The following is a 14,222-nucleotide window of genomic DNA, read 5'->3' on the forward strand; positions in this document are numbered from 1 at the left end:
CGGGGTCTATGATCGTTCCCACGCTCCGCGTGGGAATGCAGCCCGTGACGCTCCGCGTCACATCAAAAGCGGACGCAGAGCGTCCATTGAGGCATTCCCACGCGGAGCGTGGGAACGATCAGTTCATGGCTTAGAAATCCTTGCACAACCGCAACGCGTCATAGATCGCCGCGTGGGTGTTGCGCTGGGCCACGCAGTCGCCGATGCGGAACAGCAAGTAGCCGTCACCTGGTTGGCTCAGCGAAGGTTGCGGCTTGATCGCGAACAAAGCTTCGATGTCCATCTGGCCTTTGTTGCGCGAGCCTTCCTTCATGGCGTAGTAGATTTCTTCGTCCGGACGCACGCCGTTCTCGACGACCACCTGGTCCACCACCCGCTCCTCTTTGGCGCCGGTGTATTCGTTTTCCAGCACCGCCACCAGCTTGTCGCCTTCGCGGTAGACCTTCTCCAGCATCATGTCACCGGTCATGATCACTTCTTTCGGGTACATGCTGCGGTAGTAAGTCGGGAACGACGTACCGCCAATGGCCACGCCCGGTTTGATGTCGTCGGTGACGATCTCGACCTGGCTGCCCTTGTCAGCGAGGAAGTCGGCCGTCGACATTCCGGTGAACTCGCATATGGTGTCGTAGACCAGCACGTTCTTGCCCGGTGCAACCTTGCCGTCGAGGATGTCCCAGCTGCTGACCACAAGGCCTTCAGCCGCGCCCCAATGCTCGTTCTGCTCCAGGAACGGATGACCGCCAACGGCGAGCACCACCACGTCTGGACGCAGGTCGAGAATGGTCGCTGCATCCGCCGCCACGCCCAGGCGCAGATCGACTTTCAAACGCGCCAGTTCCAGTTGGAACCAACGAGTGATACCGGCGATCTGGTCCCGTTGTGGCGCTTTCGACGCGGTAGTGATCTGCCCGCCGATGAATTCTTTCTTCTCGAACAGGGTCACGTCGTGGCCACGTTCGGCCGACACACGAGCCGCTTCCATCCCGGCAGGACCGGCACCGACTACCACGACCTTGCGCTTTACACCGGTCGATTTCTCGATGATGTGCGGCACGCCCATGTATTCACGGGAAGTCGCGGCGTTCTGGATGCACAAGACGTCCAGGCCCTGGTACTGACGGTCGATGCAGTAGTTGGCGCCGACGCATTGTTTGATCTGGTCGACCTGGCCCATTTTGATTTTGGCAATCAGGTGCGGGTCGGCGATGTGGGCGCGGGTCATGCCGACCATGTCCACGTAACCGCCTTCCAGAATACGGGTTGCCTGGTTCGGGTCCTTGATGTTCTGCGCGTGCAAAACCGGGGCCTTCACCACTTCCTTGATACCGGCGGCCAGGTGCAGGAAGGGCTCCGGTGGATAACTCATGTTCGGAATAACGTTGGCCAGGGTGTTGTGGGTGTCGCAACCCGAGCCCACGACACCGATGAAGTCGATCATGCCGGTGTCGTCGTAGTACTTGGCGATCTGTTTCATGTCCTCGTGGGACAAGCCATCCGGGTGGAACTCATCACCGCACAGACGGATGCCGACGCAGAAATCCGGACCAACTTCCTTGCGCACAGCCTTGATTACTTCCAGGCCGAAACGCATGCGGTTTTCGAAGCTGCCGCCCCATTCGTCGGTACGTTTGTTAACCCGCGGGCTCCAGAACTGGTCGATCATGTGCTGGTGCACGGCAGACAGCTCGACGCCATCCAGGCCACCGGCCTTGGCCCGTGCCGCGGCGCTGGCATAGTTGCCGATCACCCGCCAGATTTCTTCCGGCTCGATGGTTTTGCAGGTCGCGCGGTGCACCGGCTCACGGATGCCCGACGGCGACAGCAGGGTTGGCCAATGCTCGCCGTCCCAGCGGGAACGACGGCCCATGTGGGTAATCTGGATCATGATCTTGGCGCCATGCTTGTGCATGGCGTCGGCCAGGTTCTGGAAGTGCGGAATGATCCGGTCGTCGGCCAGGTTGACCGACTTCCACCAGCCTTGCGGGCTGTCGATGGCCACGCTGGAGGAACCGCCGCAAATCGCCAGGCCGATCCCGCCCTTGGCTTTCTCTTCGTAATACTTGACGTACCGGTCGGTGGTCATGCCGCCGTCGGTGGCGTAGACCTCGGCGTGCGCGGTGCTGAGCACGCGGTTGCGGATGGTCAGTTTGCCGATCTGGATCGGCTGGAACATTGCTTCGAAAGCCATGGCGGGGTCCTCGACTTACAACGGCTTGACGGTGAACAAACCGTCGTCGTGGCCTTCTTCGGAGCCACCGTAGACTTGTTCGGCGACCGTGCGGATCTTGCTGCCGCGAGCAGCCAGGATCTGGTCCATGGCGCCGGCGAACCAGCCAGTGAACATGTAGTCGACCTTGCGCCCGACCTTGCCGTACACGTAGACAAATGCGGAGTGTTCGAGCTTGACGCTGGCGGTGCCTTTGTCGAGGTCGATGTCCTGGATCTTGAACAGGCCCCAGCCGCGTTGCGACAGGCGCTTCATGTAATGCTCGAACACTGCAACGCCTTCCAGGCCGTGGCACTCAGCTTCTTTTTCACACCAGTGCCAGGCGGACTTGTAGCCGGCCTTGTAGAGGATTTCGGCGTAGGCGTCGGCGCCCAGCACTTCCTCGATGCCCATGTGGTTGTTGACGAAGAAATGGCGCGGCACGTACAGCATCGGCAGGGCGTCGGAGGTCCAGACACCGGTTTCACTGTCGACTTCGATTGGCAATTGCGGGGCGATCTTGGCCATGGAAACTTAACTCCAGAAAATTCGTTGTGTTGCCCCCGGCACGGACGGCCGGGGGAAAGGATTCAGAGGTGCGGTGGCTTATTCGCCCCAAACGTCTTTGAGGACGTTCACCCAGTTCTCGCCCATGATCTTGCGCACCACCCGCTCGGAATGGCCGCGTTTGAGCAGGGTCTCGGTCAGGTTCGGGAACTCGCCCACGGTGCGGATGCCCAGTGGGTTGATGATCTTGCCGAAGCTGGTCAGACGGCGGGCATAGCCCTTGTCATGGGTCAGGTATTCGAAGAAATCCTGGCCATGGCCCTGGGTGAAGTCGGTGCCGATGCCGATGGCGTCTTCGCCGACGATGTTCATGGTGTATTCGATCGCTTCGGCGTAGTCGTCGATGGTCGAATCGATGCCCTTGGCCAGGAACGGCGCGAACATGGTCACACCCACGAAACCGCCGTGATCGGCGATGAACTTCAGCTCTTCGTCGGATTTGTTGCGCGGGTGAACTTTCAGACCCGACGGCAGGCAGTGGGAGTAGCAGACCGGCTTCTTGGATTCGAGGATGACTTCTTCGGATGTTTTCGAGCCGACGTGGGACAGGTCGCACATGACGCCGACACGGTTCATCTCGGCGACGATTTCACGACCGAAACCCGACAGGCCGCCATCGCGCTCGTAGCAACCGGTACCCACCAGGTTCTGGGTGTTGTAGCACATCTGCACGATGCCGACGCCCAGCTGCTTGAAGACCTCGACGTAGCCGATCTGGTCTTCAAACGCGTGAGCATTCTGGAAGCCAAAGAGGATGCCGGTCTTGCCCTGCTCCTTGGCCTTGCGGATATCGGCGGTGGTGCGCACCGGAATCACCAGGTCGCTGTTCTCGCGGATCAGCTTCTGGCTGGCGGCAATGTTGTTGACAGTGGCCTGGAAGCCCTCCCACACCGACACGGTGCAGTTGGCCGCAGTCAGACCGCCCTTGCGCATGTCTTCAAACAGCTCGCGGTTCCACTTGGCAATAATCAGCCCGTCGATAACGATGCTGTCGGCGTGCAATTCGGCTGGGCTCATCAGGCTGTCCCCTATTAGCGATTCATGCGCCGAATCGTGTGCCGGCGCTTTGGGGCCAGCATATGCCTGAGGGCCGGGGCAGCCGGGTGCAAAAACGACAGGGGAATTGCCGAAAGCGTCAATCCGCGACAAAGGGTCGTCAACAGGCGTCATTGCCTACCTATCCAACGTCGCCCGCTTGGGCCAGAATTCGCCGCATCACTGGATGTTCTACTGAATGCATGACTGGATTAAGGGGCGGCGGCGCAATGAAATCGATCTTCCTGGCTTTGGCACTGATAGCGACTGGCGTACAAGCAGCTGAAGAGGCCGACGACAACCCCTGCGACGCCGTCGAAAACGAAATCCAGACCCTGGAATGCTCGGCCTATAGCAGAACCACCGCCGAACAGCTGCTGAGCGACAACTACCAAAGCCTGACCGAGCGCATGCAAACGCTTTACGGCAACAACAAGGCGCAACTGACCGACATCACCGCCAAAATCAAAACCGCACAGCAGCAATGGCTGAAAACCCGAGATGCCGATTGCGCGGTGGAAGCGTTCCCGGCGACGAGCGGTAGCAAGGCGTTCACCATTGCGCAGAACGATTGCATGGCGCGCATGAGTGACGAGCGGTCGGAGTTTTTGGAGTCGATTGGGCAGGAGTAAAAACATAAGAATGGAGAATTATTTGATCCCCCATGAAGTAGTGAGCCGCATCGTCGATGGAGCCTCCCTATTCGCGCCTGGCGCGAACACCTGAACCTTACGCAGGATGAAGTTGCCAAGCGCATGGGCATTTCGCAACCGGCTTTCGCCCAGCAGGAGACTGTCGCCAAGCCCCGCAAGGCGACACGGGAGAAAATTGCCGCGGCATTTGGCATCAATGCCAACCAGCTTGAGCTGTAAGAAACAACCAACAAGATCGCAGCCTGGGCAGCTCCACCGGAATATTCACCGAGGAGCTGCCGCAGGCTGCGATCTTTCCATCGATTTACTGACTTAGCCCCCATCACTCCAGGAATGGCGATTTATTAAATCGCTGAGGCTCTGCCATCAAGCTTGGTACCTGCTCGTACTCATAACCCAACGCTGCAATGTCCATTACCTCGCTGATCTGCCGCGTCCAGGGTCTGAGTACGTCATTGTAGTTGTGGCCCTCGGGGCCGTTTGTCAGTGGCGCGTAGTGCGGCCCCCATTGACCGTTGTCTTGCGCCATCCGGGCCTGCCAGTCAGCCCAGACTTTGTCGATGAAACAGTGATGAAGAAAGAACACCGGGTCATCGGGAGAAGTCATCGGCAGCATGTTGCCACCCACCCAAAGATGCACCCGATTATGTAACTGGGAACTCGAGGTCTTCACCTGAGGGTCACCGCGTTGGGTGATCCAGCCCTCCAGACGGTTTCTGAAACCGCGTACGCAATGACTGGAGTCATATGGCGGTGTGTCATACAAACTTTCGCGCATTGCCATCTGCAGATCTTCAGGGGTTGGCAGTGAGTTCACCACTAGAGCGAACTGACGCTTCAATCCCGCCCCCGGCAGACCATCATCAGGGTATGACGGAACGGGCCACTTCCCGAACTTGAAGGCAAAAGGACCGCTCGCCACTCGCCATTCGTCGTTCTCCACGCCATTGCCGCCCATGAAGTTATCTGCCCACACCGGCGAGTTCTGCGGATCGGCAGCGTCTTCTGTCCAGTTCCAGTAGGGGATGGTGATCGACGGGTCAATGGCTTGCAGATCAGCTTCAAACTGAAGCAGGAACTCTCGATGCCAGGGCAGGAATGAAGGTCCCCGATGCGCGCCGTTTCGGTAGTTGGGATCGCGCGGTTCGTGAGGTAGAACAGTGGGCACCATCACGTGATGATGCTGATGCACATACTGATCGTATCGGCCTGTCGCCTTGAGCTGGAGACAAGCGGCGACAAATTTCTGTTTCTCAGCAACGGTCAACGAACGAACATTTTTCCGAAGTTTCATCTGACCCGGTCCTTGAGTGATTAACAGAGCTGACGGCCCTCAACAGGCCGGATGTGGGATAAACATAGGCATGGCACCGATCGACGTCTACTGTCAGAAATAACAGGTAAAAGCGGTTTGCCGACCAACGGTCGAGGTCTGCCTGCCGCCACTCGACGAGATGACTTCACGCCTCAATTACGTCAACATCAACGCTATCCGGTTCGCCCATAGGGGCATAAATTCATGAATATCTGCGGCATCGAAATCAAAGGCAGCGAAGCGATCATCGCCGTGGCCTCCCTGGACGGACAGACGCTTAGCCACGTCGCTCTGGCCACCAAAAAAATCGCCCTCGACGATGACGACGAAGCCGCAAACGTCAAAGTCTTTGCCGCTCAGGTCGCGTCGTTTGTGCGTGAGAATTCCATCGACCGGATCGCGATCAAGAAGCGCAGCAAGAAAGGTGAGTTTGCCGGTGGGCCGACCACGTTCAAGATCGAGGGCATTTTTCAGTTGCTGGAGAGTTGCGAGGTGACGTTGCTGTCGCCGCAGACGATTAATGCGCAGGCAAAAAAACACAATTTCGAACTGCCGGCGACGCTGAACAAGTATCAGCATGAAGCCTACAAAACAGCGTGTTCGGCCTTAATGAAAAAGTAACATCCTCCATTGATCGTTCTCACGCTCTGCGTGGGAACGCATCCGGTGACGCTCCGCGCCACTTCGAAGCGGACGCGGAGCGTCCATGGCGGCATTCCCACGCAGAGCGTGGGAATGATCATGCCTGGGCGGTACGCCGGTCTTCCCGCGGGCACCGTTCAAACCGCGCCCGATAGCTGCGAGTGAAATACGACGGAGATTCGAACCCGCACGCGATGCTCACTTCCAGCACACTCATGTTCGTCTGCCGCAGCAACTGCCGCGCCTTTTCCAGCCGTAATCTCAGGTAGAAATTGCTCGGCGTGTCGTTCAAGTGGAGCCGAAACAATCGCTCCAGTTGCCGTCGCGTCACCTTGATCGATTCCGCCAATTCCAACGTACTCAGCGGCGGTTCGCTGTGCTGCTCCATCTCCCCGATCACCTGCACCAGTTTCTTGTTGCTGATGCCATACCGCGTGGCGACTTCCATGCGCTGGTGGTCTTTGCGCGGGCGGATGCGCCCGAGTACGAACTGTTCGCTGACCTGAATCGCCAGTTCCGGGCCGTGGGCCTGGCCGATGAGGTCGAGCATCAAATCGATAGAGGCCGTGCCGCCGGCGGAGGTGATGCGGCGGCGGTCGATCTCGAACAACTCCTGAGTGACGCTCAGCTGTGGATAAGACTCCTTGAAGGCGTCGATGGCTTCCCAATGCAGGGTCAGGCGATGGCCGTCGAGCAGGCCGGCTTCGGCGAGGACAAAGCTGCCGGTGTCGATGGCGCCAAGGGTCACGCCTTCGTTGTCCAAGCGGCGCAGCCAGTGCTCCAGCGCCGGGGTGGTGAATTTCAACGGCTCGAAACCGGCGACCACCAACAAGGTCGCGCCTTTCTTCAGGGGTTCCAGCGCCGCATCGGCGTTGACCGACATGCCGTTACTGGCCAACACCGCCCCACCATCGGCGCTCAACACATGCCAGCGGTACAGCTCGCCGCGAAAGCGATTGGCGACCCGCAACGGCTCGATGGCCGAGATGAAACCGATCGCCGAAAAACCCGGCATCAACAAGAAGTAGAAATCCTGGGACATGGAGCGCACTCGACTGGCAGGTAACGAGAGGGCGGGAAGCGTGTGGACGTTGATACGCCACTTGCAACCGGCATTCAAGCGCGCAGGTCGCTGCAGTGCAAGAGCTGGTCGCCGCAGTGCGTTTTTACGGGGGCTTTGCTGCGTAACTTGAGATCACCGGCGCATCAGACACCGGAACCCACAACAACGACCTGCCGAGGAACCCGACATGAAACGACTGATCAGCAGCTGTGTTCTTGCACTCAGCGGTACCGCTTTCTTGAGCGCCAGCGTCATGGCGGCCGAACCCGCGTCGTGCCAGAACGTGCGCATGGGTGTAGTGAACTGGACCGATGTGATCGCCACCAGCGCCATGACCCAAGTATTGCTCGACGGCCTCGGCTACAACACCAAACAGACCAGCGCCTCCCAGCAAATAATCTTCGCCGGGATTCGCGACCAGCGCCTGGACTTGTTCCTCGGTTACTGGAACCCGCTGATGACGCAGACCATCACGCCGTTTGTCGAGGCCAAGCAGGTCGAAGTGCTTGAAGCGCCGAGCCTCAAGGATGCTCGCGCCACCCTCGCCGTGCCGACTTATCTCGCCGACAAAGGCCTGAAAACCTTCGCCGACATCGCCAAATTCGAAAAAGAACTGGGCGGCAAAATCTATGGCATCGAGCCAGGTTCGGGCGCCAACACCCAGATCAAGGCGATGATCGCCAAGAACCAGTTTGGCCTGGGCAAGTTCCAGCTGGTCGAGTCCAGCGAAGCCGGCATGCTTGCGGCGGTGGATCGCGCCGTGCGGCGCAAGGAGGCCGTGGTGTTCTTCGGCTGGGCGCCGCACCCGATGAATGTCAACGTGCAAATGACTTACCTCACCGGCAGCGAAGACGCTCTCGGCCCGAACGAAGGCATGGCCACCGTGTGGACGGTCACCGCGCCGAAATACGCCGAGCAATGCCCGAACATTGGTCGTTTGCTGAGCAACCTGACCTACACCGCCGAAGACGAGAGCCGGATGATGCAGCCGCTGCTCGATCACAAAGACGCTTTCGAATCGGCCAAGCAATGGCTCAAGGATCACCCGCAAGACAAGCAACGCTGGCTCGAAGGCGTGACCACCTTCGATGGCAAACCGGCGGCTGAAAACCTGAAACTGACCAGTAAATAGAACCGAAATGAACCACCGATTCGCAGCCCGATGCGGGCTGCGAACGGCATCGTCACGCCCTGAGCCACACCTAAAAATCACGCCTGAAGGAACCGCCTCATGAACCACGACGTCATCATCACCTGCGCACTCACCGGTGCTGGCGACACGACCGCCAGAAGCCCACACGTGCCGGTCACCCCGAAACAAATCGCCGCGGCCGCCGTGGAAGCCGCCAAGGCTGGCGCCACCGTGGTCCACTGCCACGTTCGCGACCCGCAAACCGGCAAGTTCAGCCGTGACGTGGCGCTGTATCGCGAAGTGATGGAGCGCATCCGCGAGGCTGACGTCGACATCATCGTCAACCTCACGGCCGGTATGGGGGGCGACCTGGAAATCGGCGCGGGCGAGAATCCGATGGAGTTTGGCCCGAACACCGACCTGGTCGGCCCGCTGACCCGTCTGGCCCACGTCGAAGAACTGCTGCCGGAGATCTGCACCCTGGATTGCGGCACCCTGAACTTCGGCGACGGCGACACCATTTACGTGTCTACCCCGGCGCAGCTACGTGCTGGCGCCAAACGCATTCAAGAGCTGGGCGTTAAGCCTGAGCTGGAAATCTTCGACACCGGCCACCTGTGGTTCGCCAAGCAGATGATCAAGGAAGGCTTGCTGGACAACCCGTTGTTCCAGTTGTGCCTGGGCATCCCGTGGGGCGCGCCGGCCGACACCACCACCATGAAAGCCATGGTCGACAACCTGCCGGCCGATGCGGTCTGGGCCGGGTTCGGCATCGGTCGCATGCAGATGCCAATGGCGGCGCAAGCGGTGCTGCTCGGCGGCAATGTGCGGGTCGGTCTGGAAGACAATTTGTGGCTGGACAAGGGTGTTTTGGCGACCAACGGCCAACTGGTCGAGCGCGCCTCGGAAATCCTCAGCCGCCTCGGCGCCCGCGTTCTGACGCCGGCCGAGGGCCGGGCAAAAATGGGCCTGACCAAACGCGGTTAACCAAACGTACACCTAACCCTGTGGGAGCGGGCTTGCCCTCTCCCACAGGGATCATCGAATTCTTCAGGACGTCGCCATGAGCTTTATCACTGAAATCAAAACCTTCGCCGCGCTAGGCAGCGGTGTCATCGGCAGCGGCTGGGTGTCCCGCGCCCTCGCCCACGGCCTCGACGTGGTGGCCTGGGACCCGGCGCCCGGTGCCGAAGCGACGCTGCGCAAACGCGTTGCCAATGCCTGGGGCGCGCTGGAAAAACAAGGCCTGGCACCCGGCGCGTCGCAGGATCGGCTGCGCTTTGTCGCCACCATCGAAGAATGCGTTCGCGACGCGGATTTCATTCAGGAAAGTGCTCCAGAACGACTGGACCTGAAACTGGAATTGCACAGCAAAATCAGCGCGGCGGCCAAGCCCGATGCCTTGATCGGCTCCAGTACCTCGGGGCTGTTGCCGAGCGAGTTCTACGAGGGTTCGACCCACCCGGAACGCTGCGTGGTCGGGCACCCGTTCAACCCGGTTTACCTGCTGCCATTGGTGGAAGTGGTCGGCGGCAAAAACACTGCGCCAGAAGCGGTGCAAGCGGCAATGAAAGTCTATGAATCCTTAGGCATGCGCCCGCTGCATGTGCGCAAGGAAGTACCCGGGTTTATCGCCGACCGGCTGCTCGAAGCGCTGTGGCGTGAGGCGCTGCATCTGGTCAACGATGGCGTGGCGACCACTGGCGAAATCGACGACGCGATTCGATTTGGCGCGGGCCTGCGCTGGTCGTTCATGGGCACCTTCCTGACTTACACCCTGGCGGGCGGCGACGCAGGCATGCGGCACTTCATGGCGCAATTCGGGCCGGCGTTGCAGCTGCCCTGGACGTATCTGCCGGCACCGGAGCTGACCGACAAATTGATCGATGACGTGGTGGACGGCACCAGCGAGCAATTGGGCAAGCACAGCATCTCGGCGCTGGAGCGCTATCGTGATGATTGCTTGCTGGCAGTGCTGGAGGCGGTGAAGACCACCAAAGAGAAGCATGGGATGGCGTTTTGCGAGTAACCCTTCCCACTGGTCGTTCCCACGCTCTGCGTGGGAACGATCATCCACCTGCTTGGAGCACCAATCATGCCCACCCTCACCACCTACCAAACCAAAATCATCCCCGACTGGGTCGACTACAACGGCCACCTGCGCGATGCCTTCTATCTGCTGATTTTCAGCTACGCCACCGACGCGCTGATGGATCGGCTGGGCATGGACAGCAGCAACCGCGAAGCCAGCGGTAACTCGCTGTTCACCCTCGAGCTGCACCTCAACTACCTGCACGAAGTGAAGCTCGATGCCGATGTCGAAGTGCACACCCAGATCATCGGCCATGACCGCAAGCGCCTGCACCTCTACCACAGCCTGCATCTGGTGGGCGGTGACAAAGAGCTGGCGGGCAATGAACAAATGCTGCTGCACGTCGACCTCGCCGGACCGCGATCCGCTCCGTTCGGCGAAGAAACCTTGAGCAAGCTGCAAGCCATTGTCGCCGAGCAAGCCGACCTGCCCGCCCCCGCCTTCATCGGCCGGGTAATCGCCTTACCGCCCGAAAAATAACAAGGAGCTCGCCATGAACACTGCCGCCGCTTTTGCCGATTTCCGCACCTACCCGTTGATCAGCGCGTTGACCGCCGCGCACACCCTGGCGGACCGAATTCAAGTGCAGTGGGCGGACGGTCGGGTCAGCCCTTTTCATCATCAATGGCTACGGGACAACTGCCCGTGCCCGCAGTGCGTCTACACGGTGACCCGCGAGCAAGTACTGGAAATCGTCGATGTCGCGGAGAATCTGATCCCCGACAGTGCGCGAATCGATGCCGATGGTTGCCTGTGTGTCGATTGGCAGGACGGCCACCGCAGCCGCTTCGACCCGGGATGGCTGCGAGCCCACGCCTATGACGACGAATCCCGCGCCGAACGCCGGGCCACCAAACCGAAAAGCAAGCTGTGGGGCGCCCAGCTGAAGTTGCCGGTGTTCGACTATCAGGCGTTGATGGACGACAACGATGCCTTGCTGCAATGGCTGCTGGCCGTGCGCGACATCGGCCTGACCCAGGTTCGCGGCGTACCGACGGAGCCGGGCTCGCTGAAGCTGATCGCACAGCGGATCTCCTTCATCCGCGAGAGCAATTTCGGTGTGCTGTTCAACGTGCAATCCAAGGCCGACGCCGACAGCAATGCCTACACCGCCTTCAACCTGCCGCTGCACAGCGACCTGCCGACCCGAGAGTTGCAACCGGGGCTGCAATTTCTGCATTGCCTGGTCAATGACGCCGACGGTGGCGAGAGTATTTTCGTCGACGGTTTTGCCATCGCTGAAGCCTTGCGTCGGGAAGATCCCGAGGCGTTTCAGGCCTTGTGTGAAATCCCCGTGGAGTTCCGCAACAAGGACCGCCACAGCGACTACCGCTGTCTGGCGCCAATCATCGCCCTGGATGCGTTCGGGCAAGTGTCGGAAATCCGCATGGCGAACTTTTTGCGGGGGCCGTTCGATGCTTCAGTCGAGCAAATGCCCAGGCTGTATCGCGCTTACCGTCGCTTCATTGCGATGACCCGCGAGGGGCGGTTCAGGCTGATGCAAAGGCTCAATCCCGGCGAGCTGTGGTGCTTTGATAACCGTCGCACCCTGCACGCCCGCAACGCTTTCGATCCCGCTACGGGTGCCCGGCATTTCCAGGGTTGTTATGTTGATCGGGATGAGTTGTTGTCGCGGATTTTGGTGTTGCAACGCTAGACCGCGATGGCGTCCGCACAGGCAACACAAAATCCACTGATTCACAGCCAAAAAAAACCCCGATCAAGCCGTGACAGGATCGGGGCAGAGGTGGGTACTGTTGAGGAGCCGTTGCGCGAGGGTGACCAAACCTTCGTGAAGCCAGCTGAGTCCAGTGTGCCCACTCCCATCGTTCGCAAGTTAGCCGAAAACGACCTGTTCATAGGTATAGCGGCCATTGCGACAAATCGTCCTTGCCGACATCCACAGCCCCTACCAGAATCGATCCACGACACCGTTCCCTGAAGAAGGATTGCGTCATGATGCACGCCGATTTGATTGACCAGGAAGACCTGTTGGGCCAGCTGAAATCGTTGGGTTTTCAAGTACCGAATGGCTCTACAGCCGAGCAGGCTTGCGAGTGTGCAGTGCGAGGCTTGAACGATGAGCGGGCGATGACGCTGCGGACCATGGTCAAGCAGATGTACACTAGCAGCGCGACCATCCTGCCGGCCGTGCGCCAGGCGATCGACAAACAATTGCTGCCCGCGTTGGCGGAGTATCAGCAAAGCCGTAGCGCCTGAGTACCGCCTCGCCATGATCGTTCCCACGCTCTGCGTGGGAATGCAGCCCGGGACGCTCCGCGTCCCTGCCGAAGCGGACGCAGAGCGTCCATTGAGGCATTCCCACGCAGAGCGTGGGAACGATCAGAGCATTAGAGCCTTACGCTGGCAAAAGTCGACTCATTGCGCGCCTGACTCAACGCCGACAGCGGTCCGGACAACGGCGACAGCACCAGCGCTTGCGGCAGCGGCATCATTGCCACTTGCTGTGTGGTGTTGGAACCCACGCGCTCGTCGCGTGGCGGAATGCCGAAGTATTCGCGGTAGCACTTGGAGAAGTGCGGCGTAGACACGAAACCACATACCGACGCCACTTCGATGATCGACATCGGCGTTTGCTTGAGCAGCTGCCGAGCGCGGATCAGGCGCAGTTTCAGGTAGTAACGCGACGGCGAGCAGTGCAGGTATTTCTGGAACAACCGCTCCAGCTGACGACGCGAAACAGCGACGTACACCGCCAGTTCGTCGAGGTCGATCGGCTCTTCGAGGTTGGCTTCCATCAGTGCCACGATTTCCTGCAACTTCGGCTGGTTGGTGCCGAGCATGTGCTTGAGCGGCACGCGCTGGTGATCCTGCTCGTTGCGGATACGCTCGTAGACGAACATTTCCGAGATCGCGGCCGACAGCTCACGGCCATGATCGCGGCTGATCAGGTGCAGCATCATGTCCAGCGGCGCGGTGCCGCCGGAGCTGGTGAAACGGTTGCGGTCGAGGGTGAACAGCCGGGTGCTCATGGCTACCCGCGGGAAAGCTTCCTGCATCGCCGCCAGGCATTCCCAGTGCACGCTGCAATCGAAACCGTCCAGCAGACCGGCGCACGCCAGGGCCCAGCTGCCGGTGCAGACCGCGCCGAGACGACGGGATTGACGCGCCTGGCTTTGCAGCCACGACACGTGCTCGCGGGTTACGGTGCGCTGAATGCCGATACCGCCGCAGACGATGATGGTGTCCATGGGAGGCGCTTTGTGCATGGAGGCGTCGGGGGTGATCTGCAGACCGTCACTGGCCCAGACCTGACCCCCATCGACGGTGAGTGTGCTCCAGCGATACAGCTCGCGGCCGGACAATTGGTTGGCCATGCGCAGAGGCTCTACTGCGGAGGCCAGAGAAATAAGCGTGAAATTGTCCAGCAGCAAAAAGCCGATGGATTGAGGCGCACGGTTCTGGGGTTGGGCCCCGGAGTTGAACGTCGTCATCGCGGTATCTCCTCACACAAAGCGGGTGATGGCCTCAGGCGGAGGCTCTTTTTATTGCC

14 protein-coding genes and 1 pseudogene are annotated in these 14,222 nt (G+C 60.0%); 9 read left to right on the forward strand and 6 right to left on the reverse strand.

Annotated features, from left to right (window positions below; all coding sequences use genetic code 11):
* Positions 1–130: 130 nt before the first annotated feature.
* The 3 genes from dgcA to MMG91_RS27105 all read right to left on the reverse strand — a co-directional run bounded on the left by dgcA (position 131) and on the right by MMG91_RS27105 (position 3,793).
* Entirely contained in the window at positions 131–2,191 is a 2,061-nt protein-coding gene (dgcA, locus tag MMG91_RS27095; RefSeq protein ID WP_310661265.1) for a dimethylglycine demethylation protein DgcA, read from the reverse strand.
* A 15-nt stretch (positions 2,192–2,206) separates the two neighbouring features.
* Positions 2,207–2,737: a DUF5943 domain-containing protein gene (locus MMG91_RS27100; protein ID WP_007926354.1), complete on the reverse strand. Its 531-nt coding sequence runs from the start codon at positions 2,735–2,737 to the stop codon at positions 2,207–2,209.
* Positions 2,738–2,815: 78 nt separating this feature from the next.
* A complete protein-coding gene (locus tag MMG91_RS27105; protein ID WP_007907542.1) occupies positions 2,816–3,793 on the reverse strand; it encodes a dipeptidase in 978 nt (325 codons plus the stop codon).
* A 248-nt stretch (positions 3,794–4,041) separates the two neighbouring features.
* Between MMG91_RS27105 and MMG91_RS27110 the strand changes: the two genes are divergently transcribed.
* Both MMG91_RS27110 and MMG91_RS27115 read left to right on the forward strand, forming a co-directional pair.
* Complete coding sequence (locus MMG91_RS27110) at positions 4,042–4,443, forward strand: lysozyme inhibitor LprI family protein (protein ID WP_310661266.1); 402 nt, start codon at positions 4,042–4,044, stop codon at positions 4,441–4,443.
* 7 nt (positions 4,444–4,450) lie between these two features.
* Positions 4,451–4,683, forward strand: a pseudogene (locus MMG91_RS27115) (helix-turn-helix domain-containing protein); the annotation flags it as partial.
* 103 nt (positions 4,684–4,786) lie between these two features.
* On the opposite strand, the gene MMG91_RS27120 reads toward MMG91_RS27115, so the two are convergent.
* Complete coding sequence (locus tag MMG91_RS27120; RefSeq protein WP_310661267.1) at positions 4,787–5,758, reverse strand: tyrosinase family protein; 972 nt, start codon at positions 5,756–5,758, stop codon at positions 4,787–4,789.
* A gap of 225 nt (positions 5,759–5,983) precedes the next feature.
* Here MMG91_RS27120 and MMG91_RS27125 point away from each other — a divergent pair, with 225 nt between their 5' ends.
* Positions 5,984–6,400, forward strand: coding sequence for a DUF3010 family protein (locus MMG91_RS27125; protein ID WP_305503583.1), 417 nt, complete (start codon positions 5,984–5,986; stop codon positions 6,398–6,400).
* A 118-nt stretch (positions 6,401–6,518) separates the two neighbouring features.
* On the opposite strand, the gene MMG91_RS27130 is transcribed toward MMG91_RS27125, so the two are convergent.
* Complete coding sequence (locus tag MMG91_RS27130; RefSeq protein WP_305503584.1) at positions 6,519–7,463, reverse strand: GlxA family transcriptional regulator; 945 nt, start codon at positions 7,461–7,463, stop codon at positions 6,519–6,521.
* Between the two features lie 208 nt (positions 7,464–7,671).
* Between MMG91_RS27130 and MMG91_RS27135 the strand changes: the two genes are divergently transcribed.
* The 6 genes from MMG91_RS27135 (at position 7,672) to MMG91_RS27160 (ending at position 12,928) form a co-directional block, all read left to right on the forward strand.
* The gene (locus tag MMG91_RS27135; RefSeq protein ID WP_305503586.1) at positions 7,672–8,616 is read left to right on the forward strand and encodes a choline ABC transporter substrate-binding protein; all 945 of its coding nucleotides are present in this window, start codon (positions 7,672–7,674) and stop codon (positions 8,614–8,616) included.
* Between the two features lie 99 nt (positions 8,617–8,715).
* A complete protein-coding gene (locus tag MMG91_RS27140; RefSeq protein ID WP_007907535.1) occupies positions 8,716–9,603 on the forward strand; it encodes a 3-keto-5-aminohexanoate cleavage protein in 888 nt (295 codons plus the stop codon).
* 76 nt (positions 9,604–9,679) lie between these two features.
* Positions 9,680–10,645 (forward strand): L-carnitine dehydrogenase, encoded by a 966-nt coding sequence (locus MMG91_RS27145; RefSeq protein ID WP_310661268.1) that lies wholly within the window; start codon positions 9,680–9,682, stop codon positions 10,643–10,645.
* A 66-nt stretch (positions 10,646–10,711) separates the two neighbouring features.
* Positions 10,712–11,188: a thioesterase family protein gene (locus MMG91_RS27150; protein ID WP_310661269.1), complete on the forward strand. Its 477-nt coding sequence runs from the start codon at positions 10,712–10,714 to the stop codon at positions 11,186–11,188.
* A 13-nt stretch (positions 11,189–11,201) separates the two neighbouring features.
* Positions 11,202–12,365, forward strand: coding sequence for a gamma-butyrobetaine dioxygenase (locus tag MMG91_RS27155; RefSeq protein ID WP_310661270.1), 1,164 nt, complete (start codon positions 11,202–11,204; stop codon positions 12,363–12,365).
* Between the two features lie 299 nt (positions 12,366–12,664).
* On the forward strand, positions 12,665–12,928 hold the full coding sequence (locus MMG91_RS27160; protein WP_017341203.1) for a hypothetical protein: 264 nt from the start codon (positions 12,665–12,667) through the stop codon (positions 12,926–12,928).
* Positions 12,929–13,059: 131 nt separating this feature from the next.
* On the opposite strand, the gene MMG91_RS27165 is transcribed toward MMG91_RS27160, so the two are convergent.
* Positions 13,060–14,163, reverse strand: a complete 1,104-nt coding sequence (locus MMG91_RS27165; RefSeq protein ID WP_310661271.1) for a GlxA family transcriptional regulator — start codon at positions 14,161–14,163, stop codon at positions 13,060–13,062.
* Positions 14,164–14,222 lie beyond the last annotated feature (59 nt).

It is taken from the genome of Pseudomonas sp. JL3, assembly GCF_031570575.1.
Lineage (GTDB): Bacteria > Pseudomonadota > Gammaproteobacteria > Pseudomonadales > Pseudomonadaceae > Aquipseudomonas > Aquipseudomonas cucumis.